General features: G+C 43.6%; 26 protein-coding genes and 1 pseudogene. 12 read left to right on the top strand and 15 right to left on the bottom strand.

Features of this window, described 5'->3' with window-relative positions; translation table 11 throughout:
• Positions 1-74: 74 nt before the first annotated feature.
• Positions 75-1,058 (bottom strand): AraC family transcriptional regulator, encoded by a 984-nt coding sequence (locus AC6R05_RS05800; protein WP_500646846.1) that lies wholly within the window; start codon positions 1,056-1,058, stop codon positions 75-77.
• 74 nt (positions 1,059-1,132) lie between these two features.
• A complete protein-coding gene (locus AC6R05_RS05795; protein WP_408695645.1) occupies positions 1,133-1,264 on the bottom strand; it encodes a hypothetical protein in 132 nt (43 codons plus the stop codon).
• Here AC6R05_RS05795 and AC6R05_RS05790 point away from each other — a divergent pair.
• Positions 1,223-1,720: a flavodoxin domain-containing protein gene (locus AC6R05_RS05790; protein WP_500646845.1), complete on the top strand. Its 498-nt coding sequence runs from the start codon at positions 1,223-1,225 to the stop codon at positions 1,718-1,720. The two genes, AC6R05_RS05795 and AC6R05_RS05790, sit on opposite strands and share 42 nt — an antisense overlap.
• A 95-nt stretch (positions 1,721-1,815) precedes the next feature.
• On the opposite strand, the gene AC6R05_RS05785 is transcribed toward AC6R05_RS05790, so the two are convergent.
• The 9 genes from AC6R05_RS05785 to AC6R05_RS05745 form a co-directional block, all read right to left on the bottom strand.
• A complete protein-coding gene (locus AC6R05_RS05785) occupies positions 1,816-3,195 on the bottom strand; it encodes a nucleobase:cation symporter-2 family protein (RefSeq protein WP_500646844.1) in 1,380 nt (459 codons plus the stop codon).
• A 160-nt stretch (positions 3,196-3,355) separates the two neighbouring features.
• Entirely contained in the window at positions 3,356-4,288 is a 933-nt protein-coding gene (locus tag AC6R05_RS05780) for a DMT family transporter (RefSeq protein ID WP_500646843.1), read from the bottom strand.
• A 97-nt stretch (positions 4,289-4,385) separates the two neighbouring features.
• Positions 4,386-5,099 carry a helix-turn-helix domain-containing protein gene (locus AC6R05_RS05775; protein WP_500646842.1) on the bottom strand — a complete coding sequence of 238 codons (714 nt, stop codon included), beginning with the start codon at positions 5,097-5,099 and terminating at the stop codon, positions 4,386-4,388.
• Positions 5,100-5,195: 96 nt separating this feature from the next.
• The gene (locus AC6R05_RS05770) at positions 5,196-5,993 is read right to left on the bottom strand and encodes a CLCA_X family protein (protein ID WP_500646841.1); all 798 of its coding nucleotides are present in this window, start codon (positions 5,991-5,993) and stop codon (positions 5,196-5,198) included.
• Between the two features lie 205 nt (positions 5,994-6,198).
• Positions 6,199-6,696, bottom strand: a complete 498-nt coding sequence (locus tag AC6R05_RS05765) for a hypothetical protein (RefSeq protein ID WP_500646840.1) — start codon at positions 6,694-6,696, stop codon at positions 6,199-6,201.
• A gap of 29 nt (positions 6,697-6,725) precedes the next feature.
• Positions 6,726-7,238 carry a GNAT family N-acetyltransferase gene (locus tag AC6R05_RS05760; RefSeq protein WP_500646839.1) on the bottom strand — a complete coding sequence of 171 codons (513 nt, stop codon included), beginning with the start codon at positions 7,236-7,238 and terminating at the stop codon, positions 6,726-6,728.
• A 34-nt stretch (positions 7,239-7,272) separates the two neighbouring features.
• Positions 7,273-7,845: a hypothetical protein gene (locus AC6R05_RS05755; RefSeq protein ID WP_500646838.1), complete on the bottom strand. Its 573-nt coding sequence runs from the start codon at positions 7,843-7,845 to the stop codon at positions 7,273-7,275.
• Positions 7,846-8,247: 402 nt separating this feature from the next.
• Positions 8,248-10,020: a solute:sodium symporter family transporter gene (locus AC6R05_RS05750; protein ID WP_500646837.1), complete on the bottom strand. Its 1,773-nt coding sequence runs from the start codon at positions 10,018-10,020 to the stop codon at positions 8,248-8,250.
• A 113-nt stretch (positions 10,021-10,133) separates the two neighbouring features.
• On the bottom strand, positions 10,134-12,236 hold the full coding sequence (locus AC6R05_RS05745) for an alpha-galactosidase (protein ID WP_500646836.1): 2,103 nt from the start codon (positions 12,234-12,236) through the stop codon (positions 10,134-10,136).
• A gap of 258 nt (positions 12,237-12,494) precedes the next feature.
• Here AC6R05_RS05745 and AC6R05_RS05740 point away from each other — a divergent pair, with 258 nt between their 5' ends.
• Positions 12,495-13,571: a LacI family DNA-binding transcriptional regulator gene (locus tag AC6R05_RS05740; protein ID WP_500646835.1), complete on the top strand. Its 1,077-nt coding sequence runs from the start codon at positions 12,495-12,497 to the stop codon at positions 13,569-13,571.
• A gap of 83 nt (positions 13,572-13,654) precedes the next feature.
• Here AC6R05_RS05740 and AC6R05_RS05735 read toward each other — a convergent pair whose 3' ends face one another.
• Positions 13,655-14,986 (bottom strand): MFS transporter, encoded by a 1,332-nt coding sequence (locus tag AC6R05_RS05735; RefSeq protein ID WP_500646834.1) that lies wholly within the window; start codon positions 14,984-14,986, stop codon positions 13,655-13,657.
• Positions 14,987-15,298: 312 nt separating this feature from the next.
• Here AC6R05_RS05735 and AC6R05_RS05730 point away from each other — a divergent pair, with 312 nt between their 5' ends.
• Together AC6R05_RS05730 and AC6R05_RS05725 are read left to right on the top strand one after the other, a co-directional pair.
• Positions 15,299-16,555: a carbohydrate porin gene (locus AC6R05_RS05730; RefSeq protein ID WP_500646833.1), complete on the top strand. Its 1,257-nt coding sequence runs from the start codon at positions 15,299-15,301 to the stop codon at positions 16,553-16,555.
• Positions 16,556-16,809: 254 nt separating this feature from the next.
• Positions 16,810-17,079: pseudogene (locus AC6R05_RS05725) on the top strand (substrate-binding domain-containing protein); the annotation flags it as partial.
• Positions 17,080-17,304: 225 nt separating this feature from the next.
• Here AC6R05_RS05725 and AC6R05_RS05720 read toward each other — a convergent pair.
• Positions 17,305-17,877, bottom strand: coding sequence for a TetR/AcrR family transcriptional regulator (locus tag AC6R05_RS05720; RefSeq protein WP_500646832.1), 573 nt, complete (start codon positions 17,875-17,877; stop codon positions 17,305-17,307).
• A 131-nt stretch (positions 17,878-18,008) separates the two neighbouring features.
• Here AC6R05_RS05720 and AC6R05_RS05715 point away from each other — a divergent pair, with 131 nt between their 5' ends.
• Both AC6R05_RS05715 and AC6R05_RS05710 read left to right on the top strand, forming a co-directional pair.
• The gene (locus AC6R05_RS05715) at positions 18,009-18,899 is read left to right on the top strand and encodes a haloalkane dehalogenase (RefSeq protein WP_500646831.1); all 891 of its coding nucleotides are present in this window, start codon (positions 18,009-18,011) and stop codon (positions 18,897-18,899) included.
• 78 nt (positions 18,900-18,977) lie between these two features.
• Positions 18,978-19,847 carry an NAD(P)-dependent oxidoreductase gene (locus AC6R05_RS05710; RefSeq protein WP_500646830.1) on the top strand — a complete coding sequence of 290 codons (870 nt, stop codon included), beginning with the start codon at positions 18,978-18,980 and terminating at the stop codon, positions 19,845-19,847.
• A 138-nt stretch (positions 19,848-19,985) separates the two neighbouring features.
• Here the strand turns inward: AC6R05_RS05710 and AC6R05_RS05705 are convergent, their stop codons facing one another.
• On the bottom strand, positions 19,986-20,768 hold the full coding sequence (locus AC6R05_RS05705) for a DUF5131 family protein (RefSeq protein WP_500646829.1): 783 nt from the start codon (positions 20,766-20,768) through the stop codon (positions 19,986-19,988).
• 160 nt (positions 20,769-20,928) lie between these two features.
• Between AC6R05_RS05705 and AC6R05_RS05700 the strand changes: the two genes are divergently transcribed.
• From AC6R05_RS05700 to AC6R05_RS05675, 6 genes are all read left to right on the top strand, one after another.
• On the top strand, positions 20,929-21,495 hold the full coding sequence (locus AC6R05_RS05700) for a TetR/AcrR family transcriptional regulator (RefSeq protein WP_500646828.1): 567 nt from the start codon (positions 20,929-20,931) through the stop codon (positions 21,493-21,495).
• A gap of 92 nt (positions 21,496-21,587) precedes the next feature.
• Positions 21,588-21,977, top strand: coding sequence for a nuclear transport factor 2 family protein (locus AC6R05_RS05695; RefSeq protein ID WP_500646827.1), 390 nt, complete (start codon positions 21,588-21,590; stop codon positions 21,975-21,977).
• A gap of 45 nt (positions 21,978-22,022) precedes the next feature.
• Complete coding sequence (locus AC6R05_RS05690; protein ID WP_285352586.1) at positions 22,023-22,559, top strand: nuclear transport factor 2 family protein; 537 nt, start codon at positions 22,023-22,025, stop codon at positions 22,557-22,559.
• A 267-nt stretch (positions 22,560-22,826) separates the two neighbouring features.
• Entirely contained in the window at positions 22,827-23,654 is an 828-nt protein-coding gene (locus tag AC6R05_RS05685) for a helix-turn-helix transcriptional regulator (protein WP_500646826.1), read from the top strand.
• 34 nt (positions 23,655-23,688) lie between these two features.
• Complete coding sequence (locus tag AC6R05_RS05680) at positions 23,689-24,285, top strand: LysE family translocator (RefSeq protein WP_500646825.1); 597 nt, start codon at positions 23,689-23,691, stop codon at positions 24,283-24,285.
• A 15-nt stretch (positions 24,286-24,300) separates the two neighbouring features.
• Complete coding sequence (locus AC6R05_RS05675; RefSeq protein ID WP_500646824.1) at positions 24,301-24,711, top strand: DUF2000 family protein; 411 nt, start codon at positions 24,301-24,303, stop codon at positions 24,709-24,711.
• A 186-nt stretch (positions 24,712-24,897) separates the two neighbouring features.
• On the opposite strand, the gene AC6R05_RS05670 is transcribed toward AC6R05_RS05675, so the two are convergent.
• A partial coding sequence (locus AC6R05_RS05670; RefSeq protein WP_500646823.1) for an aminotransferase-like domain-containing protein occupies positions 24,898-26,112 on the bottom strand: 1,215 nt, incomplete at its 5' end.

Genomic DNA, 26,112 nt, shown 5'->3' with positions numbered 1-26,112 from the left:
CTGCTTTGATCGAGAGTAAAAAGTGAAACATGAAGAACAGCCTGAATGCTTATTCGGGCTGTTTTCGCAGATGCCTAGGATTTTGGGGCTAGGCTATTCTTTTTAGTGGTTGATGGAGATTCACCGTATTTGTTCTTATAGGCTCGGCTGAAGGCTGCCTCAGATTGATACCCGACGTCGAGAGCGATATTGAGAATATGAGCCTTGCCATATAGCAGCTTTTCTCTGGCAAGCGAAAGTCGCCAATCGGTGATGTATTTCTTGGGCGTTTCCCCTACAGTTCTCTTGAAGTACTCAATGAAGCTGGTACGAGACATCCCGGAAATATCAGCCAGCGTTTCAATATCGATGTTAGCAGCACTGTCGCTGTGGATTCTCTTCATTGCGCGAGATAAGCGTTTGTCGGTATGCGCCATTATCCAACCCTGATTATCGTCAGATACTTGGTCTATCCATGCTCGAATACACTGTAGAATAAGCACGTCGGCCAATTTAGACACCACTAATTCCGAGCCATACTCTTCATTTTTCGTTTCTCTATGTATGGCTTGAACGACACTCTTAATTGTGTCGTGAGCCTGTGATTGTGAGTCAATTAATACGAACTCAGGCATAGATGTAATGACTGAAGTCGTGACCTCGTTTTCAAACAAAACCGTGCCACATAGAGTCGTTGTCGCGTCGCCAGTTCCTTTGGTTGTGAGTCGTTCATAGTGCTCCGTGATTTCTTCTATGTCATTCTCAAATAAATCGGTGGCAGCTGACTTATTTATATCGACGATGTCATGTCCAGTCCCGCGTGGAAGCAAAATAAAATCGCCGGCATTCAGCTTAATCTGTGTTCCATCGACAATGACAATCGCTTCGCCTTCAAGGATTAAGTGGAACATGGTGCTCGATGGAATGGATGGCATTTTGATGCCCCACGGTTGCTTCATCGTTGAGTGAGTGTAAAACACGCTACTCATTTTCAGTTCACTCAAGGGAGAGCTAGCACCACTCTTCTTCCGTTTCTTCGTATCAAACTTTGACAATGCTAGCCTGGCTTTGTCTTCCATAAATGTATTTCCTGCAAATCTTCGACGATTTCCTGTCAATCAAATCATCGCTTAATTGGATGTAATAAACAAACTCAACAAGCGTTGCTCATGGGGTAGTTTGTTTGGGTTGTGCTTTTCGCAAAATATGGGAGGTTTGTATGGCTAGAAAAAGAGTATTGATTGTGTACGGTTCGGGTTTTGGTTCGACCGCAGAAATTGCACATGCCATGGCTCAAGAGTTACAAGAATTGGACATAACAACGGAAGTGTTGCCCGTAGAGGTTGCAAGAGCCCCATATACTGATGAAGCGGTTATTATTGGCGCTCCAATCCGCTATGACAGATGGCTAATTGAAGTCCGAGATTATGTCCGAAAGTATCAAAACGAACTGTCATCAACATCTGTGGCATATTTCTATACTTGTTTGGCGCTTGCAAAACAGCCATCGAATTCATTCAATTCGCCACAGGTTTACGATCAAACATTGATTAAGATGAATCGTAATGTTGAGCCCATCATGATTGCTGGTTTTTCAGGTACATTGCAACCAAAACTGATGCCTTGGTATTACCGGTACCCACTTAAGCTAATTGCAATAGTCAAAGGGGTAGAGGATGGAGATTATCGTAATTGGGATATGATTAGGCGTTGGTCTCGACAAGTTTCGAAAGTTGTATGATTGAAGCTAGGCGACGTCTCGATTGTTGAAATACTTCGGTTAGCTAAGTCTGGTCAACTAACCGAAGTATTCTCATATCACTATTGATGCTTGTACTAAGCTTCACTCGCTTGCGTATTACTTGGTAAAGGTTTTTCGCTTTTCTCAGGGATGAGCGCCATTAACCCTGTAATGATTAACGCAGCGATACCCGACATAGTAACCGGAGAGCCAAAGATACTTTGAACTAACTTAGGCGCTTCTTTTAGCAAATCAGGCACGAGCATAACGCCAAGGCCTAAGCCAAAAGAGATGGCGATAGTCATAATACGGCGGCGATCTAACTCCTCATTAGCAATGATCTTAATACCTGCCGCAGCGACAGTACCGAACATAACAAGAGTTGCCCCACCCAATACTGGTTTTGGAATGGTCATTAATACTGCACCCAACACTGGAAACATCCCCAATAAGAACAGAATGCCCGCGATAAAGTAACCAATGTATCGACTCGCGATACCGGTAAAGTGAATCACACCGTTATTCTGGCTGAAAGTGGTATTTGGGAAGGTGTTGAATACGGCAGCTATGAGCGAGTTAACGCCATCACCTAGTACGCCAGCCTTAAGGCGTTTGATGTATTTGGGTCCTTGGATAGGTTGGCCTGAGAACATACTGTTTGCCGTCAAGTCACCTGTCGACTCGATAGCCGTGATTAAGTAAATGAAGGCGATTGGTAAAAACGCTTGCCAGTCGAAAGCAAAGCCGTATTTGAACGGTACAGGAATACTCAACAACGGCTGAGAAGCGAAGTCAGGCATAGATACTTTACCCATGGCAATCGCGATTGCCCACCCGATGCTTAAACCTATCAAGATCGACGACAGTCTTACCATGATGTTCTGACTAAGGTTTAAAGCGACGATGATTCCAAGAACGATCGCGCCAAGCATAAGATTACTTGGCGCACCAAAGTCTTCTGCACCAAAACCTCCGGCTATATCGGTGATTCCAACCTTAATTAAAGAGATACCTATGGTAGTAATAACAATACCAGTCACGACCGGAGTGATGACGACCTTTAGCTTATCGATAAAGCGAGAAAGCAGAATTTCAATGAAGGCACCAAAAAAGCAGACGCCAAAAATAGTCGCTAACATTTCATCTGGACCGCCACCATTGGCTTTAACGAGAAAGCCAGCGCCCAAGACAGAGCCTAAGAAGGCGAAACTGGTGCCTTGTACACAGATCATCCCTGCTCCGACAGGGCCAACTCGCTTCGCCTGAATAAAGGTACCAACACCAGAAACCATCAAGGCCATACTGATTAGATAGGGGATATGTTCCCCCAAGCCAAGTACACCACCAATGATAAGAGTGGGTGTGATAATGCCAACAAAGCTAGCCAGAACATGTTGAAGCGCCGCATAACTTGCGGCTTTGACTGATGGGCGATCATCCAGTCCGTAGATCAATTCACTGTTACGTTGTTCCATGTGATTTCCTTAATGTATTTATTATTGTATACAATCCTTAATCTACATAGTGAGCAATATACGTACCAATGATGGAGTGCCCATTTAATGGGGGGCAGATATAAAACCATGATTGTGTTGCACTAAAAGTTGCCAATCTTGTTCAGTGTTGGTGCAATCGTTAGGATTTGATCAGCTTGTTTTCGGATTGCTCGTTCTGTGTTGACTGAAAAAACAAGCAAACCATGATTAAAGCGATTCCAAACCATCCCATAGGAGGAATGTGCTCTTCGAGTATTAAGACAGCGATGATTGCAGCAACAACAGGCTCGAAAAGCGTTAAGATATTGGCTGTGCTCGCATTGATGTGTCTTAATCCCACGCCAAACATGATGTAGCCAACGCCCATTGGAATCACAGCCATATAAATGAGCACCAGGCTATTGGTTTGAGATGCAAATAGGTTGTCTCCTGATGCCAGCAGGGTGGGTAGAAGTAAACATGCTCCCAGCCCAAAGATGGCACCCATAGCGGCCTGTGACTGAACTCCTTTATTAATAAGTTCTTTCGCCATTATGGAATACGTGGCGTAACTGAGACCTGCGACGAGTCCTAGTAAGATTCCCCAAAGTTTAAGCTGCGGTTCAGAGTGACTGTGAGTGGTTTCGGCATTGACGAGAAGTACAATGCCAATAATCCCGACGACTAAGCTAAAAAGTTTACGAATATTTAAATGCTTATTTGTGCTAAATAGACACTCAAAAAGAAGAGTGAAAAGTGGGGCAGAAGCTATAGAAACTACGGTGCCAGTCGCAACACCAGCCATTCTCATCGAAGTATAAAAAGCCATTGGATAGATCATCAATGCAAGCGCGCCAATCACTACCTCTTTTCTATGTTGCTTTAGTAACGAAGCATCTTTTTTCAAGGCCGTATTTGCTAACAAGGCCTGTATCATGCCACCTACGCCCATAGAGAAAGCACCAATAGCCAATGGGCTCACCTCCGGAACTAACGTAGCCGCTGCACCTGTTGTCCCCCAGAGGATTGAAGCCAGTAATATAAAAATAGACCCATGCTGATGAGGAGCTAACTGAAAGCGTGTTGTAATCATTTCTTAATCCGAACATCCATTTGATGCTGAAAGGATAAGCGATGAATAAAGGCCGTACTTTGCTGAAAAGACGAAATTGTATTTTAAAAAGACGTTTTTAATTGCGTGTGAACTGGCGTGGGGGTAGGCCGAAATGAAGAGAGAAGCGTCGGCTAAAAGCAGAAAGATCGTTGTAGCCGACTCTTTCAGCGACAATTTGAACGGGTAAATCAGTATGGGTAAGAAGCGCTTTGGCTTTTTCCATTCTATGGTGAGTAACGTATTGTTGGACGCTCATACCGAGGTTGTTTTTGAATAGTACCTTAAATTGAGTCGGGCTCAGACAAGCCACTTTCGATAACTCGGCAATTGAAAGAGGGTTCGCTAAATTGTCAAAAATCTCACTCTGTGCAGCGCGGATGCGAGGATCAATTTTTGAAGTTATCGGTTGCTGCGTCAATAGCATAGTAAAGACATCGAGAATCGAAGACTCTATCGCTTTATCCACTTGGTGTTGTAACTGTTTTTCTACAAAGTAGATAAAGCTCAGTAGTGGCGTTGTGGTAGAAAACACGTGCACATCACTATCGAGAAGATGGTCTGGAAGTGCTGGCATGTCAGCAACAATAAATCGAGCGGCTTCATCGGCTTGAAAACCATGGGTAGTACCTGCAGGAATCACAACACACTCACCCACAGTCACTTTTCCAGAGAAATTATCCATCTGAATATTGATGTTGCCTTGAACTGGAAGCACAAGCTGGTGGTAATCATCATGCGAATGACTGTTGAGCTTCTTTGTGTAGGCTCGGATACTGAGAGTTGGCAGCATTGCGATGTCCATCCATGTGACAACAGGTTAAATGAGTTGGTTGTCTTTAGTTGATATAAAGAGCTTTCAATCTTGGTTATACGATATTAGAGCCTTCTATTGCAAACCACTTAAAGCTTCCCCTAGAGGTTTGAAGTAGGCTTGTAATGCATTGTGAATCTTCAGGCGATGTTCTAAATCAGGGTAGACTTTGATGTGTTCGGGTTTGGTTGTCCCAGATACTAAGTAGCTATTTTCAATTCCAGAGCACGACTCGACAACTGACTCAAATGCTCTCGCCATCATTTCCGTTGGTAGAGAGAAATAATGACTTCCCATCGCTTTGTCTGCTAAAACACTTCGTGACACATAGTCGTGTCGATCTTGCTGATCGTCAGTGAGCAGCGCCGCATCAAATATCTTCAGTAACCTGTCATTCAACGGATGCGGAAAGTGCTCAGCGTTTTTTAACCAACAGTCACTGGCGAAGATTGTTCGTCTTTGTGGCCCAGATCTGTCTCCAATATCAAACGCTTTCTCTGCAATGTAATGATCAAAGGCATGCCAAAACTCGTGGGCTAAAGCGCCAGCACCGGCATTTTTCGCGAGCGCGAGTTCTCTCTGATTCGGTGCGTAATGGGCCTGAACGCCTTTTTGTCCACCGCTGCCGAAAGCGAGATTTAAACTGCCTCGCAACCCAATGGCTTTTGGGGGGAGCGCCAATAAATAAGCAAGGTCTGCAAATGAATCAAAGATCAGATTAGCGGCCAAGTCTTTCTCTTCTTGGTTCACCCACTTACCAACACGAATACTGCCAATGCCAAAGGTATCTCGTATATCGATAAACGACGCTTGTTCCCCATGACGATAGTCTGGGCCTTTACGAGTTTTGTATTTAAAGCTAGTTAAACGCAAGATTCACCTTGTGCGATGGGGAGTTATTGGGGCTAATATTTAAAGCGCGTATTGTACATCAATTCATGTTGATGTGGTCGCGTATAAATCTCGCTGAAAAACTGATGGTCACAACTTTATTTCGACTCTTGGAGTTTGGAAAAGAGTACGAAGTTGGACTCATTCCTAGCAAGCTTTTGGGCAGAAACACGTAAGCGTATGAGCTTCAAAGTACCCAATTTGGATTAGAAAAAGCATCTTGAAACTCTAAACGCTTGTTATGCTTTTCTTTGATACCGAGTAGGAACCTAATTAAATCATCTTCTGCAGTTTCTAGTTCTTTTATGCCTTCAGTTATTAAGCATGCCTCATCATCAAGCCATATTATGAAATTAGTAAAATCAACTGACAGATTTGATGAATGATAATGTATTGCTACAAGCTTATTGGTCACTTCAAAGAAATCGAGTAGACCTAATTCGTATCGTTTCAATAGTTTGATTGCAACTAACTCAAATGCTTCATTCTCCAAATTGGCATGCAGACTACCTAATATTTTAAGTTGCTTTTCTTTGCAGGTTGTTAAACAAAGATCAAATAGAATTTCTTCAGGCTCATCGCTCGAAATGATCTGCTCATCAGCCCAATCTACTATTTGCTTAGCGTTAGTTATTGAACACAAGAGTTCGAACTCAATTACTTTAAAGACTAACTGGCTTGACATTGGAATTCCTCAAGAAATATGACACCGCGTTAAGCGTTGTGAATTCGTCTTGAACGCTTTGTCAGCATTTGGTATCGAGCAACATCGAACCCCAACATTTCTTGTCTGTCTACAAACTCGAACCCGCTACGTTCATAAAACGCTCTTAATCTCCCTCTGCCACCATGACAGTCGCAACGAACCCAAATACATCTACGTTCTTCAGCCAATAAACGGATTGCGGTCAATGCTTGCGAGCCAAAGCCTTTAGAGTTGAATGCATTGCCAATTGCAAACTTATGGAAAAACAGGGTTCCCTTTGTATCCGTGTCTGTCCAAAAATCATCGAAATCAAAACTAATAAATACACACCCGATAGTATGCTGATCAGATTTCAATAGGTATAAGTTTTCGATAGCATAGTTGTTTTTCAATGCCTTCACCGACACTTGTTGGTGAGTCCACAAGGGTAGCCCTCTCTCATTACAACGCTCTACCGTTTGAGCTAAGAAATTGGATGCAATATTCCAATGCTCATCTGTAGATGCTTTGACTAACTCCATTACTCCTCCTGAGATTGCTACGCCTATTGAGTGCCTAGTTGAACGTTGGTTTGAAGTTCTCCGCCAAGTATGGAGGAAACCAACGACCTTCTGGATTTTGTGGCAACTGATTTATTTTTTGAAGATTTTGTACATGATGTTCCAAACAATTAGCCAACCCTTTTATTGCTGACTGTTCACAGCCTTTCATTCTGCATGGTTCATTCTTTGGTTCGAAGTTACTCTGTGACAAAATATCCTGTAAAGATGCCACGTAAACTAATAGCTCATCAGGTTGTACGTAGGGTTCTTGTCGCCAATCTGCATTTTTTATTTCAGGTACTCGAAAAAGATACGGGTCGTTACCCCAATTCCAAGCTCGGCTACTTTGCCAATATTGACCACAACTTTTGCAACTCATTAGAACGTGCTCACCATCTTCTGATTTGGTGAGAAGGTTTAGAACTTTCTTAAGCTTCTTAGATTCCTTGATACGCTTTGAGATAACCTTACGGAGCATTTCTAAATCTTCAAAGTCGGCACATTTACACTTTTCCAATGTGGTCTCCATTTTTACGTTTAACGCCTTGTTATGTGTTGGGTAGCTGTACAGAGAATCTACTTTCATTTTCTACTAATTCTAACGTCATTCTCTTCTCATGAACCACGCTAAGAAAAACATCCCCAACCCTTTGCAAAGTACGTAGTGAGATGGACAACATGACAATTCCTAATGTGCTACTTGCATTCGGATACTCTTTCTCTACATCTTGAAATTGACTATCCAATGCTTCTTCCTGATGCATACCATTACTAATAACAAGCATGCTCGTTTGTCTGCCTATCCGACTTTTAACAAATTTACCATAAACCACTAAAAATTATAGAAAATATATTTAGATGTGCATGCTATCTTCACATACAAACGCTCCGCCTATAGTCGAACACGCTCGCTGACCTTGTTTTGAGCACATACAAAAAAGCAGAGCCGATAATGGGCTCTGCTTGTTTTCTATGGGTTGTAAGTTAGTTACTGTGCGTTCTGAGCATTAAGCTGCGCTGCTTGAGCTTTCTTCTTTCTAATGCGGGCAAATAGGCCACCAAGAATTACGATGCCGCAAAGCGCGTAAGTCACCATGAATGACGTGTCACCTGCGACCAAGCCTAGGTCAGAGAAGGTGATGTAAGCGCCAAGTACCATGTATAGAATCACTGCAGAGGCTTCAAAGCGGAACTCCCAAGGTTTAATGTCCATCGCTTCGTTGACTGGAAGCACGTAGTCTGTATCACGTGGACGAACTTTACCGATAGCAAACATAATGCCGCAACATAGCACGAACAATACTGCTAGCTGGTGGAAGAAGTGCAGTTCAGCCAATGGCTTAAGTGGACCTAAGTAATCGTGCATCGAGGCTGGAGTAAACTGTACGATACCGTAAGCCGCAACAAATACTGCCAATGAAACTTTCGCCGCCATCGCTGGAACACGCTTAGTGATGTAACCCATAAACACGATAGTGAAGATTGGTACACTGAATAGGCCTGCCAAGCGTTGTAGTAAGTCGAATAGGCCATTCGGTGCGAACATGATGAACGGGGCAATACCCACCGATAGGATTGCAATGAACAGACCGAATGAACGACCTTTGTTGACTAACTGTTCATCGGAGAGCTTGTTTTCTTTATCAAAGATTGGTTTGTAGACATTAAGTGTAAATAGTGTCGTTGACGAGTTTAATACGCCGTTGAAGGTCGATAGGATTGCGCCGAACATTGCCGCTAGGAAGAAGCCTACAAGGGGTTTAGGCAGCACTTCGTTAACTAAACGCGTGTACATGGTATCCGCTTCGTAGCTTTGACCTGTCGCGTCTACTGTACCAAACATATGGTAAGCAATGATGCCAGGGATGATTAGGAACAGAGGTGTCACAACTTTGATTGCACCGGCAAGGATTACACCTTTCTGACCTTCTTTTAGGTTCTTAGCACCCAATGCACGTTGGATGATCGCTTGGTCAGTACCCCAGTAGTAAAGGTTAACTAACAATAAACCAGTGAACATGGTCGAGAACGGTACGTTAGGGTCGTCTTCGGCACCAACGGCTTGCAGCTTGTCTGTTGCGTTGGTTGTAATAACGTCCATACCTTCCATGAAACTGCCGTCACCTAGCACGATCAAACCGAAAATTGGGATCATCAAACCGCCGACAATCAAACCTACACCGTTTAACGTATCTGCAATTACCACCGCTTTTAGACCACCATAGATAGCGTAGAAAAGACCTAGGAAACCGATGATTGATGCGATAAGTAGGATCGCTTGGAAACGACTAATTCCGAGCATGCTTTCGATGTCGAAAATACCACCGATAACCATTGCACCTGCGTATAGTGTGTTTGGTAGAAGGTTGATGATATAGCTCAATAGGAACAATACGGTTACGAACTGCTTTACCGACAGGTCATAGCGAGACTCTAAGAAATCAGGAATCGTTGTGATGCCTTGTTTGAGGTAACGAGGTACCAAAAAGAGTGCGATAATGATCAGTGTGATACCTGAAGCTACTTCATACCCCATTACAGACATATTGCCTTTAAAGGATAGGGCACTCATCCCAACAAAACTGGTCGCGGAAAGGTTAGTTAGAATGAGTGAGCTTGCGATAAGGCCACCGGTTAGGCTTCGACCACCGAGGAAGAAACCATCTCTGGAGTCATTTTTCTGATTCTTAACGCGTGACCAGGTGTAAAACACCACCAAGCCCGTGAAGAAAAAGAATGACAGTAGGATTGTCATTGGCATAGCTTTGTCCTTAAATTATTGGAATTTTGAATGTAGTTATCCTGTCAGGCAGAGGCGTCGTGATGATTTTCACAACCGCCTTTGCCCGATGTTTTCTTATGACTGACGACGAATTAGATTTTTTGTAGGTGTACTATCAGTGCTGATTCGGGGTCGAGAATTGGCAACGTCACGCCGATCTCTTTCAGGTTGTCGCCACTGAGTGTGAGCGTTTTATCAAGCCATTTAGGACGTTGCTTCATGAGTTGGAAACTGGTTTGAGGCATCTCGACTAACTTCACTTGATACTTGGCATTGATATCTGCGCAGCTGATTCTTAGTGGTGATGGCAGTGCATGATCTGGCATTGCTAATTGACACACAGTGATCAACATTTCATCGTCACTCTCGACGCCGTAAATGTTTTGGTTTTTGTCTGCCGCGTCGATACGGAAACTGCGGCCGCCATGAAGAAGGTGACGATATTCTTTATGAAGCGCGATATAGCGAGAAAATGCCTCTTTCTCTTCTTTTGATTCTTTCACCGGATCAAGCTCTACACCCATGTGACCACCCAATGCGGTAACACCACGCATGTTTATGCCATGACGACGATTTGTTGAGTGACACTCTGCAGGGCCGATGTGCGCGCCCATCACTTCAGGTGGGAAGAAGTAGCTCATGCCTTTTTGAATGGCTTGACGCTCTAACGCATCATTACAATCTGATGCCCAGAAACGTTGGGTGCGTTTAAGAATTTCAAAGTCGATACGGCCACCGCCTGAAGAGCACGATTCAATTTCCACTTCTGGGTGTGCTCTGTTTAGCTCATCGACAAGATGATATAGCGCTTGCGTTTGACCATGTACAGCTGGGCGACCCTGATGGCCAGGCTGAACCAGCTCACGGTTCATATCCCACTTCAAGTAAGTAATGTTGTAGCGTGTGAGTAGGTCATTTAGGCGCTCAAACAGATAGTTGAAGCAATCTTCATTCTGTAGGTCGAGTACATATTGCCAGCGACCAGAAGGCTGGTGGTAACCTTGTAGTCCCAGAACCCAATTAGGGTGGTTGCGATACAGGTTGGAATTTTGGCTTACCATCTCAGGTTCTACCCAAAGACCAAACTCCATACCTTGTTGGTTCACATGATTGATCACCGGTTCTAAACCATTAGGGTATTTCTTTTCATCTAAATACCAATCACCTAAAGCTGCTCGTTCACCGTCACGACCAATGAACCAGCCATCATCAATGATGAAGCGTTCTACACCCATTTCGGCCGCTTCTGTTGCCATTTGCATGATGTATTCAGGCTTGTGGTCGAAGTAAATGCCTTCCCATGTGTTTAGGTGTACAGGGCGAGGCTTGTTTACAGGGAACTTAACAATGTTATCGCGAACAAATTGTTGGAAGCGTTGAGAAATACCGTTCAAGCCAGTGTTGCTGTAACACCCATACAGCCATGGCGTTTGGTATTCACCTTGAGCTTCAAGGATCGATTCACCAGCCAGTAAAAGCTCACCAGCTTGAACAAAACGGCGACCGTCACTGCGTACATCGGCACGCATTTGGTGGTTACCACTCCAACCAAGGTGGAAACCCCATACTTGACCGAGCTGTTCACTGAACCCATTCGTGCCCACGAACAGGCCTGGGAAGTTTTCATGGGAAGTACGCCCGCGACGGTTTTCCTGCATGAAGCCGCCATGCTCAAAGCGTTGTCGCTGTGTTTGGAACTCGTGACACCAACGGCCGTGAAAAGTCATTAACTCGTTGGCGTGGTTTGGCAAAGGCAAAGTAGAAGAGAGTTTGCCAAGATAATATTTACTGTCGCCGAGGTTTTTAACACGAATTCGTTTCTGAACAACATCAGTATCGAAGTTCAATTTAAGCTCAACAGTCAGTTCAAGATTCGCAACATCATCAACCATACCAAATGTCACTTGGTTTGCTTCAACTTGAGTCGATGCCAGTTTGAATACAGGTGCCCAATCGTAGCCGTCGCGATGGCCTTCAATGCCCGGCGCGTTAAAGTGACCGCTACCCAGTTCAGGACACAGAGACAAAGGAACATCGACATCTAAACGAGCTTGGGAGATCGGGCGCTCTGTTGAAAGCAATAGGTCTTCGTCTATCTGCGCAATTTTGGCGCCCCAATGAAGGATCTCTGGCACTCGGTCAGTTTTGATAATCAAGCTGTGATTTTTGCTTTGTAAATGGACAAACTCACTCATTATTTGCTCGCTCTGCTATTTGTTTGCGTGAACATGTTTTCTGAATTATATATTGCGCCTATCTATGGCTTTTAGAACTTAAATGCCGCTTAAGTGTGATCTAAAGCGGCCTTGAAATTGCCTAAATTAGGTCTAGATCGACTGTTTTCGGGAACAAAAATTAATGTTTTCGCAAACATTTTGAGAGGCGTGCGACGTTATTGTTGAACGCCATCTGTTAGAGTTGGACTAAGACAGCAAAGAGCATTAGAAAAGACGATGAATGTAACTTTTAAAGATGTAGCAAAACTGGCAGGTGTATCGACCCAAACTGTATCTCGAGTGACGAATGGGTCAGACAGCGTTGCTGAATCTACTCGTATTAAAGTGAATAAGGCGATCAAGCAGCTAGGTTATGTACCCAATAAGGGAGCGCAGATGTTGAGTCGAGCGAAATCGACCAATATTGGCCTAGTGACATTAGATATGGCTTTGCATGGCGCCGCACTTATCGCCAATGGTGTAAGAAGAAAAGCGCACGAATTGAATTTTGGTACTGCTTTTTCCGTTGTTTCCGAACCTAGCTTATCCAGTATTCAAGGTGCGATGAGAGAGCTTATTGCTCAGCAGGTTGACTGCATTATTCTCAACGTACCGCTTAGCAAAGACGATGCTATGGTATTGGCAGAGCAGTTTCCAAGCTTACATCTGATTTTTATCGACGTGCCTGATGGTACTCCAGTGCATTTTGTTCATGGTGAGCATGCTATTGGGGCTTCTGAAGTGGTCAAGCATCTGGTAGAGACAGGACGAAGTCAGTTCTTATTGGTTGCGGGCCCAGAGGCGTCAACAGCGGCCAATATTCGTCTGCAATCGTGGCTAGCGGAAATCGATGCATCAGAAACGAAAGCCATCGATTGCTACCGAGGAGATTGGCAAGCACAAAGTGGTTACCTTGCAATCAGTGAAGCGATTGGTAAACAGCTGAGTTTTGATGCCGTGGTTGTCGCGAGTGATCAAATGGCGCTTGGCGTGTTGCGTGCTTTGGATGAGTTTAACATCAAGGTACCCGATCAGGTCGCGGTTGTTGGGTTTGATGGCATCACCGATAGTGCGTATTTCAATCCACCTCTAACGACAGTCAAGCAAGACTTCACAGCCATTGGCGAACAGTGTGTCATCCAAGCGGTTGATTTGAAGGACCATCCGACAAACACGCCAACTCAATTCAAGCAAACTCGCATACCCGTGGAATTAATCGTCCGCAAAAGTAGTCAACCTAAAACAAAGCAAACCTATGATAAGAAGGGTATCCAAGAGCTATTGAAGCAGATTGAGCTGCGCTTGCCTGAGTAACTTAAGTACAATTTGCATTTAGATGCCGGCAGTGCCTAGTATTTGCGAGTGGAAGACATAGACACTGCCGTTGAACAAGCGTTTTAAAAAATGGCTTGCTTCCTGTCTTTTAGATAGAAGGCGACGCTAATGGCGATGAATAGGAAGGTAAAGTAGTAGAAAAACGATGAGAGCGACGCGATGAAGTCTATGTGCTGCTCTATCTCTTCGTTAGTGTAGTTCTTAGACAGGAGCTTGTAATAGTAGGCGTAGAGAACACCAATTAAACCGTAACCCACGTTAAACATTAGCCCTTTGAAACTAAGAACGGTCGCTCGGTTATGAGATTCGGTCTGTTTGTTAAGATGGTAACTGATGAATATGTTCATCGTCATGATAATGAAGATCAGCACCAACGCTGGAATCACACCATAGATAGACCAACCTAAGCTGATCCAATAGTAAGTCGCCATACTGGCTACACCCATGATCAAAATGAACGCCTTAGGTGCCATGCTTTCGGCTAATCGTCGACTTTGACCCGCCATGATGATTTTAAGCAGACTCACGCCAGCACCAATTAAACCAAAATAGATAATAGGGATATCAATGGCCGTGTAATATTGGCTGTTCATGGTCAAGAACATGCGAGATGTATGTTCGAATAAGCTGTAGTAGAGCATGATAAATAGCACGTATGGGGTCGATAATACCCATTTACCTGTATTCAATGTAAGCTTCATGCTTTCGATTGTGCTGGTTAGCTTGTTGCTACCTTGTGGCACAGATTTTTTCTCTTCTTCCATGCTGAATGCTGCATAGATTGCGATCAGGGCGACGATGAGCGTAGCGTAAACAGGAATACGCATAATATCTTGGGTGTTCTGGGGAGCGTCGAACCCAAGAACCTGATAAACACTAGTCATAAAGTTAACGTCGTACATTGCCGCGCCAACTAGGGTGACAAAAATGCCGACCGTTGAAGCGATTCTTAGTTGGATTTGCAGCACTCTAGGCCACAAGTCTTCATGACCTTGCTCCTTTAAGGTGTCATAAGCCAAGGCTTCATCGGCGCCACTCGCAAGTGCCATCGCGAGCCCACTCAATACCCGGTTTATTAAAAACACAACAAACACGAGACTTGGATTTCCCGTCGGCACGAAGGCGATCATGGCGATCTCGATAAACATGACGAGCGATGACAGCACCACCAGCTTTTTACGCCCAAGCGTATCTGCAAATGCACCCGATGGGACTTCGGCAAGCACAATGGTCGCCGCCCACACCACGTTAAGCATGGCGAATTGAGACAGAGTTAGGCCGTAATCTAAGTAGAGTAGTGTAAATACGGGATAGTAAAAGCGAGCGAAGTAACTACTTCTAAACATGAGGAAGTAGCGGACATTGCGAACTTGAAGGATCTCTTTTAGCGTCATGGAGTAGGTTACGCCTTCGTTATTATGTGATTTGATTAATACCTTTCTTAGTGTGATAGCAAAGGATTGATAAGTCGATAAAAATCCAAAATATCTCATCTTCAAACGGAAAGTTCACTTAATGTCATCAAGTGGCCATTTCCTCTCACACTTATTAAATATGATGTACTTACCTTCTTAAACAAGCGTTGGGTTAGATAACAGGAGTAACACACAAAGTGATACCCGCTCTTGCTGTCGTGTTATGCACATATTTAAAAGCGTGACTTTCTAAACTGACCGATAGATAACGAGATAAAAAGAGAGAGTTAAATGAATAGGAAATTGTCGACTTTAAACTTGGCGATTGTAGCTGCTTTGGCCGCATCATCTAGCTTTGCGGCTAATTTCGAAAGCCCTGATTCAGTAGAAAACACCATTGCTCAACAAAAATCCGAGCAGCTCGACTGGCGCGAATCTTTGGCAGCAGATGGTTTTACGTTTGGTGCGGACTATTTTTCTTTAAGGGTTCAGTCTTCGGATGGAACCACAGGTGACTCGGTGAGTGCAGCCTCGGGTGTCGCACGTGTCTATGGTTCTTGGCATCTTACTGGTGATGACTCAAATAGTAGTGGTAGCTTAGTATGGAAGGTGGAACATCGTTATGCTTATACCGACACCTCTCCTAAGGAGTTTGCTTGGCTAGGTCAAGATCAAATTGGATACGCAGGTATGATCGCACCCGCTTTCAGTGATCAAGGCTTTCGTGTCACGGACTTAAACTGGAAACAGAAAATCAACGATGGTAAAGGCACCATTATTGTCGGCTGGCAAGACGTGACCAACTATGTTGATGTTTACGCATTAGCAAGCCCTTGGTCTGGTTTTACCAATCTCGCGTTCTCGACGGGGTCGGGTGCAATGGGACTACCAGATGATGGTATTTTGGCTCTGTCTGCTGGGCACATGATAGGGGATAATTTCTATGTTGTTGGTGGTATTGCTGATGCGAAAGGTAAGTCTGACGATATCTTTGAAGGCTTCGACACTCTGTTTAACGACACCACCTTATTCACAACATTAGAGTTGGGTTGGACAGCATCCCAAGAGCAGATTTATACCGATAATTTTCATGTAACCCTTTGGCACATGGATTCAGGCTCAAGACACAGCTTGTCTTCGACGGTGTTGTCTGATGGCACTGTCGTTGGAGGTGAATCGGGGCAAGGTATCAACTTCTCTTGGAGTCAGTTCGTTACACCACAAATTATGCCGTTCGTGCGAGGTGGCTTGTCTGAAGGGGATGTCGCTTTATACGACAAATCACTTTCAGTCGGTTTAGGCTATTTTGGTTTGGGTCAGCCAAAGAACAACTTAGGTTTTGCGGTGAACTGGTCTGAAACAAACAGCGACACGTTACAGACTTTCTTGAATGCTGGCGAAGACCAAGTAGCGGCAGAACTTTACTACAACATGCAGTTTGGCGATCACCTACAGATTACGCCAGATATTCAATACATAAAGGATCCCGCCTTCTCTAACGAGAGCAGTGCATGGGTATTTGGCATTCGAGCGCGAGTGTTTATCTAAGCAAACAATGTGTGACCGAGTGTTGCCTGTTAAGTGGGTACTCATGCATCTGCTCACTTACAGACATCGTGCAATTACATTTACAGGCGCAGACGTGTTCTGCGCAACATGTAGTTTTTGAATGGAAGGGGCAGATGCTAGTTTATGGCGGTGAATTTTGGCGACTTCAGTCCTTTATTAGCTGAACATGAGTCAGCCCTGGTGGAAACGCGTCTGCACTGCCTTTTATCCAGTTGATGATGTTGTCGATGCCTGCCAATGATCAAACGGCTTATGGGGCGACTAAGGCACTCAACGCTCACGGCTACAAAGTGCCAGAAGATGTGTCAGTATTAGGCTTTGATGACTTGCCAACGTCGAAATATTTCACGCCAGCATTAACGACCTTGAGACAGCCGATTGAAGAGATTGGAGAGATGTGTGCTCAGTCTATTTTGAATTTACTTTCAGGTGAAAGACATGAAGCGCGACTACCACCGATTGATTTGCTTTTTAGAGAATCGACTAAGTCTTTGTATCGTTAATTTAAAGACAAGCCTCAAGGCCTGCGCCCGTTATGATTCGTATTAATGTCAATGCGAACCATGGTGTAGGAGTGTCGCTGAGTAAAACTATTGTTCTTGCTGCTGATATTTATGCCTTCACATCGCTCAATATGGGGCTGGTAAGCTAAAACACTTCTGCCCCAAAACGTTTTAGAAAGCACCTTTCAACCGTTACAAAAAGTGCATTCCATATTGTTGATGCACCTATCCAGTAATCTTACCGTTCAAACTTTGTAAAAGAACATTCTCTAAAACATCTACCGTTGGAACTAATCCATTGGGCAGTGCTCTTGCTGTAATTGAATAGCCTTCTACAAACGGGATCAAGACGGATAGAGCTTGTTTCAAGCAATCATCGTTTAATGCGATTGGACGTAGATTTTCCGCCATCACATCTAGCATCGAGCGGTAGTAATCGAGAATATGATTTTCAATCGCTTCATTTCGAGTGGAAATAGCCCAGTATTCTCTAAACACACGGCACATATCTGACACTTCATATACATGGGAGAGAAGCATTGATAGCAATGGTTTTAACTCTTCTTCACGCTCGACTGCCGAGAATTCTTTAAGCTCATCTAAACATTGCTGGATATAGCGATCTACCATTGCCATTAAAAGCACATCTTTATTTTTGAAGTAGTACTGTACATTACTCAGTGACATATCGGCATTGTTCGCCACCTTTCTCATTGTGACGCCAAAGTCGCCTTCTACTCGAAGGATTTCAAGGGCGACATCTAAAATCTTGTCTGTTTTTTCGGATCTTTTTGCCATTTCTTTGCCTAAGCGTGTTGGTAGTGACTACGTTTTTTCAATCTAATTTAATTTTGCATTGACATTTTAGGTCTCATGACCTAAATTTGCAATCACTAGGTCGAGTGACCTAAATTAATAGGAGAAAAAACATGGCACAAGTACTTCGCACCCCAGACTCTCAGTTTGAAAATCTAAAGGACTATCCATTCACACCTAACTATGTTGAAGGTTTAAAGGGATATGAAAACATTCGAGGTCACTATTTGGATGAAGGCAATGCCGGATCTGATGAAGTATTTCTGTTGCTACACGGCGAGCCAACTTGGAGCTACTTGTACCGTAAAATGATCCCAGTCTTTGCCGATACTGGTGCTCGTGTTATTGCACCTGATCTCATTGGCTTTGGTAAGTCAGACAAGCCTGTGTCAGAAGATACGCATACTTTTGAGTTTCATCGCAACTACCTATTAGCGCTGATTGAACACCTTGATCTCCATAACATCACTCTGGTTGTTCAAGACTGGGGTGGTCTGCTTGGTTTAACGCTTCCTCAAGCAATGAAAGAACGATTTAAGCGCTTGATTATCATGAATACTGCACTGCTGATGGGACCAACTGAGCAAGAAGCCTTCTCTGAGTGGAAGAAAGATATTCTAGAACCAGATGAATTGGCTCTTGATGGTTTCATGAAAAAATATGCACCGACGCTTGATGAGCAAGAAGCGCAAGCTTATGCAGCCCCTTTCGTGGATAGCACTTATCAAGCTGCTGTTCGCAAAATGCCGAAAATGGTCTCAAACCCAGACGAAACCACAATTGAAACCTCAACCGCTGCAATGGGCTTTTGGGGAGAATGGGATGGTGAAACCTTTATGGCTGTTGGTATGAAAGACAAAATGCTAGGTCCAGCAATCATGGGTTGGATGCAAACGGTAATCAAAGGCTGCCCAGCACCAATGGAAGTACCAGAAGCGGGTCACTTTGTTCAAGAGTTTGGTAGAGAAGTGGCACAAGCGGCACTGAAACATTTCGAACTCTAATTCACACCATCAACAAATACATGAGATGCCTGCGAATGTGGGCATCAAATAGGAAATGAAACAAGGTATTTATAAAGAATGAAAGTAATGGTTTTAGGTGCAGGCTTAATGGGCTCTGCATTAATCAAGTCACTGCTTGCTAATAAGCACGATGTTACCGTTTGGAACCGTACTAAAGAGAAAGCGCTACCACTTACTGAGTTTGGCGCAAAAGTAGTGGATAGTGTTGAGCAAGCTCTCAGTGATGTAGACATCATTATTAGCAACCTCCGCGATAACAAAACAACCCAAGCAGTGCTCAATATAAGCAAAACGGCAGAACTTCTTAAAGGAAAGACGATTGTTGAGCTTGCATCCGGAGCACCCAAAGAAGCAAGGGAAGCAAAGCAATGGGGGGAGGAATTAGGCGCAACTTACTTAGATGGTGCGATCCTAGCAACGCCAGATTTAATTGGCACACAAGAAGCGGCAATCGTCATCTCGGGTGATCCTGAACTATTTGAGCAAGTACAGCCTACTTTAGCTGCACTTGGCTCTGCCATTCATGTTGGCAGTGAGATTGGCAGTGCAAATGCGATTGATGTGTCGTCTCTGAGTATGATGTGGGGAGCCTTGTTTGGCGCAGCCCATGCCGTTGCTGTCTGTGAAGCTGAGGGTGTAGACCTGAATGTCTTGGGTGAATTTTGGAAAAGCTCGGGCCCTGTAGTGCAGTTTATGGTTGATGATTTTATTGCACGTAATGCGACTGGAAGAATTGAGGGTGACCAAGAGAGCCTTGCGACCGTCGCAACCCACTATGGCGCAATGCATCACCTAGAATCGGTTATGCAGGATAAAGGCTTGGATGACTCGGTCTTGAATGGCTACAAGTCCATTTTTGCCAAAGCGGATGCTGTTGGTAAATTAACGTCAGATTTTGCCATCATGTCTCAGTTTATGAAAAAGTAATTTGGCTACTTACTGACGACTCAACTGTTTATAGAACGTTCTCGATAGTTACCGGTTACGCTTGCCGGTGGCTTTTTACTTCTGTTCGCATGCTCATAAAGTGCAAGCGCCACAATGCTCTTAGCGAGAAAGTAAGATTCAATCAAATAGAGAAAGCTGGCTAGACTGTTGTGAGTGTGTATTTTTATTTGGCATAAGATTTTCGGGGATTGATTTGTATTCCACACCATTAATCAGATTTCCACTTTGCCTATTACCTTTTCGGATGCCTTCTCCATCAAAAGTTCCCCAAGATTTCCAGTAAAAATGCACCTGTTGTTTATCGCATTGCTCTTTTAATGATAACACCCAGTTAAGCTCTGCTCTTCTAGCCTTCATTGCACTCTCACCTCCACCTACAACAAAGCGAACTCCTTCTAGGTCAATATTGCCAAGCTCTTCAAGTAGAGGTTCGCAGCATAAGTGCTTGTTGGCGGCTTTGATTGCTTGGAGATCACGAATTCTTGGTAAGCCATGCTTTTTGTTTTCCACTGTTACGCCGAGCCATAAGTTGTCAGGGACAGCGCGCGTCTCAAAAAACACTCTCATGCGTTTACTTCGTTTGGTCAACATATAAAAGTTATGCCAGTGTGCTTGCTTCACGACCTCTAAAATTTCCTCCAAAACCTCATCACTCGCGTGCTCATGAAAGCTATCACTCATATTGTTGATAAAGTAGAGCGTGGGCTTTTTACGGCTTAACGGTGGGGCTTGAGCGATGCGATCATCATGGATTGTAAACTTAAAACCGTTCTCATAGCCTTTCGTTCCCCAGTGCTGAAGCTTCATAGCCAATGGCTCTGCGTAACAGTTATCACAGGCTGGCGATATCTTCCGACACCCCGTGAAAGGGTTCCAAGGTGTGACTTTGATTTCTGACATTACGGTACTCTTACTTACTAATTGGTAAGCATGGTAATGGCCTTTTGTATCACTTTCAATCTCAAGATAAAGGTAAATAAATGGGAGGATCAAAAATAGCCCTTGACCACTTACCTACTGGTAAGTAATATTCTGTTCAAACCCAATTTAGCGATGAATCATGTCGAATACTAAACAGAAAATTGTTGATATTGCCTCTGAGCTTTTACAGAAGCGCGTTTTTAGTGCGTTTAGCTATCAAGACATTTCCTCAGAACTTGGTATGTCAAAAGCGGCTATTCACAACCATTACCGCACTAAAGAACTGCTGGGTAATGCGGTTTTGGATGATTATCTCGATAAAACGTTGGCGGTTCACGCCATGGTTGAAAGCACAAAACGCCCAGCTTGGGAGCAGCTTGAGCACTACATTCGCCTTATTCGTGAAGTCACTCTAGAGGAAGGTAAAGGCTGCTTGGCTGTGACGTTACAGGTTGAGCACAATGTGATTCCTGAAAGTATGCAAAAGCAGATTAAAGAAGTATTTGCGCAAGATGTCGCCTTTCTGACCAATGTATTAGCAAAGGGGTTAGAAGAAGGTTCAATGACTTTTAGAGGTGAATCGAAAGCTCAAGCTTTGGTTATTGTCAACTTGCTACAAATCGCGACGATGAGCGCGCGAATGAATGGTGAAGCTGCGTTTGATGCGTTAATGGAGCAAATCAAACTCAATTTGATCAAACAATAAACCAGTACTAATTTTAAACCTACTTGATGTGGGTTTTATTTTAAATTTTCTACTTACTTACTAGTAAGTAATTAAAGCAAAGAGAAATACATATGAACAGCATTGAAACTTTAATGGAACTGGAAAGAGAGTCTTATTACAAAGCAATGTCTAAAGACTTTGTTTGGCTAAGAGAGCTACATGCAAAAAATGCGTTGATGTTTAACCCCGGCAGTGCAGCAGAGAGGGCAGATGACATTTTTGCCAAACGAATAGCTGAAACGGGTGGTAAACCACAGGCCCCAAGCGATGCGTTCCCACGCTTTTTCTGGGAACCAACCGAGGCATTCGTGAGTGCTTCAGATGATATGGGTTGGGTACATGGTGTCATCACCATCACTCATGAAAACGGCAATGTTGAATATGGAAAGTATGTCAGCGTCTGGGCAAAAGAAGACGGAAAATGGAAAGTTGTTGCTGAAATTAGAAACATGAACCAATAAGTCGCATTAACATTTAAAGTAAAGATAATCAGGAACATATAAATCATGAAAGCATTAAAAACACTATTCACATCAGTAGCTCTTGTATCTGCTTTTATTGCACCATCAGCATTAGCAAATGACATAGAAAAGCAATGGTTAGATGGAATGACAGACGAACACTGTGTGGTGACTGGTGTAGAGAAAATCCGAACCCCTCGCTACGAGGATACCGCGGAAACTCGTGAAATCATGGCGTTGGAGCGCAAACTGTGTCAACAGCTAATGGCAGGAGTATACGACGAGCTAGGAGAATCACTGCACGAGCACGGTATCATATTGCTAGAAGAAGGAGGGATTCTGCAAGGTCGTGATCAGCAAGTCGCGATGTTCAAACAATTTATTGGCGAAATGGGTGTTTATCTATCTTACGAGCCAGCGGAAGCACACGTTAGCAAAGACGGTACAATGGCGTGGGCTATCGGTCTTGTGAAATTTCAGATGCCGGGTCAAAAATTAGAAATCCAAAAGTACACTTCTATCTGGGAAAAAGAAGATGGTGAATGGTTAAACGTAGTCGAGATGCGTAATAAGAACTACTGATTTTAATTTTTAAATTGAAGCCAATAATAAGGCAAGGTATGCCATCTGTCTTGCCTCTTGATTTCTCTACCATTGGCTAGCTCAGAACTGCCCCATTTAGCGTTACAAATCCATTACGCAACCTGCGTAATGAACTTACTTTTGCCCCAAAGTTTGCTAGAGAGCTAAAAGTAACTGCTATGCATTTAGCAATTTTGTTCTATCTTCACTATCACTTGCTACCTATACTTTCACTATGGTTCCACTATGTAGATTGAGTCGGTCAGGATGCACGAAAAATTTAGCTATCAACAAAGTGCGCACACACTAGGGTTGTGTTCATTTTCAGCAAAGATGAAAGACTTTAGCTACGGTAAGCATGCGCATGAAGAATTCAGTATTGGTGTAACTTGCCGTGGACGACAGGATTTTTTTAGCAATGGCGCTTTTCATAAAAGTCAGGCAGGAAACGTGATCTTTTTTAGTCCAGAGCAGGTTCATGATGGGCATGCTGGAGATGGAAAAGATATGGAGTATGAAATGCTCTACATACCTGATTCGATAATGATGAGCCTGATGCGAAGCATAGGTAATGTATCTAAGGATCAGTCTCGGCTGAGAGAGGCATCCTTTTATGATGCGGTTTTGCAACGACAGGTCATGTCTTTTTCACGTTCTATGAACTCACAACAACCAATTTCTTCATTAGAGGAAGAACACCTCTTACTAGGCATTGCCCATTCGATAGTTCGTCTAGGCGGCGGTTCGTTTATTGAGAAAGTGGCTCATGGGCGAACAGAGACGCTCTTAGAGCGAGCAAAGGAGTTTATTCACTTCAACCTCAATCGAAAGATAGACATTGAAGAGATTTCAAGTGCCGCCAATATGTCTAAATATCATTTCATTCGACTGTTTAGCAAACAGTTTGGCATGACGCCACATCAGTATGTACTTAGCTATAAAATCAACCGTGTAAAACGCGAGTTAGAGCTAGGTGACAATGCTGCGAATCTTGCTTTTAAGTACGGTTTTTCCGACTTAAGCCATCTTAACCGTCACTTTAAGAACACGTTTGGCATCACGCCGATTCAATACCAAAAACAACTCTCGCTTTAGCTTCAACTAGAGCATCTACTAAAAGATAAAAACTATGCTGGACATAATTATTTATGCTCTAGGGGTTATGTATACCCCCGGGCCAGTCAATGCTATCTGTTTAAACAGTGGTATACAGAAACAAAGTTCAATATTTGGCTTTAGTCTCGGTGTCTCAATCGCCATGTTTGCATTATTCGGTACTGTTTCGCTGATTGGTGAGGCATTAATGAATGATGCTTTCTTACGGTGGACAGCAATACTGGGCGCTATCTACATTCTTTGGTTGGCATACAAAATATTCTTAAGCCAAGTAGGTAAAGTTGAATCAGAGCTAAGCCAAAGCATGAGTCTGCAAGACGGGTTGATGCTTCAGCTTCTCAATCCCAAAGGCATTACGGTTGCATTGCCTATTGCCACGGTTCAATTTCCATCAGCAGGTATTACAGGCGGATATATCTATGTATGGTGCGCTATTTTGGCACTACTTGCATTTGGTGCTCCTACTGCTTACTACATTGCTGGACGCCTAATTGGCAAAAAGATAAACGAAACTAACTATCTAGCTGTAATGAACAAACTAATGGCAGTGTTGTTGCTGTTTGTTGGTTTAAAGATGGGTGTACCACCTGTCATTGATTTAGTGTTCTGATGAATAAGAGGTTACATGCAATTTAATTCTAAGTTTGTCATTGTTGTGGCAGAGGATTTACCAATCTGGCAGAAATTGAATGTTGTTAGTTTTTTGTCTGGTGGTATCACTTCGACATCAGCGGTTGAGACTGGTGAACGATATGTAGATGGGAGTGACAACACCTACTTACCGCTTTGTATTCAGCCAACAATCGTACTAAAAGTGAAGAGAAATAAGTTGACTACTTTTATCCAACGCGCTAATCGCGCAAATATTGAAACCGCAATATTCATCGAAGACATGTTCGCGACAGGTCATGATGAAGCGAATCGAAGTACCGTTCGATACTATGATACGGAAAGCTTGCCTTTAGTCGGGATTGCTATGTGTGCGGAGAAAAAAATAGTGGATAAAGTTGTCAAAGGTGCGAAGCTTCACGACTAGGGTTTAAGTAAGCTATGCCTTTAACAATTTTAAGCAAGAGTAACGAGTCAGAGGTAAGTCTGACTCACTTATGTCCAAAACCTTGTTAGAGATTGATCAAGGCTTATTGTTTTCCGAGGTTTGTAAATGGGCGAATTGTCTGCCCATTTTTTATTGACTACCCAAATTTCTTAACGAGTTTGGTCGTTAAAACGAATCTCTAATCGCATCCGCTAATAAGTCTATTTCCCTTTTCACATCTTCAGTTAGGTCGAAACCAATATTGATCCTAAAACAATCATTGTAGAGTGGTAGCGTGCTAAATAGCTGGCCCAATCGAATATCGATTTTATGTTTCTCAATCAACGCCGTGAATTTTTCGAGGTTGAGTTTTGGGACTTGTAACCACAGTACCATTCCTCCTTGCGGTTGGCTTATGTTAACCCCGATTGGCAAACGCTCGGATAAATAGTTGAGATAAGACTGCCGTAAACTAAGTAGTTTCGTTCTACGGCGCTTTAACTGCTTGGCGTAGTTACCCGATTCAATAAAGTCAGCCACTGCTAGTTGAATAGGCAGTGATACACCAAAGCAAGATGCCGAGTGTTGTTGGCGATAGTTGTCTGTATAGCGACCCGGTAGACACCAACCTAAACGATAACTTGGCGATAGGCTTTTAGAGATCGAACCGCACCAGAGTATGTAGCCATTTGAATCATAATACTTGGCAGGTAACGGAGTGTGTTCTGAATATGAGAGCTCTAAATATACGTCGTCTTCGATCATCGGTACTTGGTAACGATTGGCAAGCTCGGCAAGTTTCTGTTTTTGCTGAGCAGACATAGTAATGCCTTGCGGATTCATATGTGACGTACAAAAGATGCCTGCTTTTACGCTCCCTTGCTGCAAATGTAATTCGAGTTGCGCGAGATCTATTCCTTCATCGATTGATGGGATCTCAACAATGCGCCTTCCCATTTTCCCCAGTAGATCCAATATCCCACTAAAGCATGGAGAGCTGATCGCGATAGCATCGCCAACTTGGGTACATGCTTCAAGGGCAGCCTTAATCGCAGGCATACAGCCAGATGTAATGACAAGGTCTTGAGGGTTGATATGAATTCCCAACTTTGAAAAATGAACGCTCAAAGCATCACACAATGACGGGTCGCCTTGAGTGTGAGGGTAATGATTCAGTCGGCTGCCCAGTCGCTTGCTTGATCGACGGAAGCTACGTTCGAGCTCGAGCAGCGCGGTGTCATCAATCGTCGTGCTGGATATCCCAAGTGGCCCGTTGTAAGGCGAGTGAATAGAGAAGCTTTGGTGTACTTGAGAGACTTTGCTGACAAACTGCGTCCACTCAGGCGTGTTGTGCTTTTTACTTCGCGCAGAAATATAATAGCCTGCTTGTGGGCGAGAGTG

It is taken from the genome of Vibrio sp. R11-SG3-ISO9, from assembly GCF_059834255.1.
Note: the sequence above shows the minus strand (reverse complement) of the source record. Positions and strands in the feature narration are given on the sequence as shown.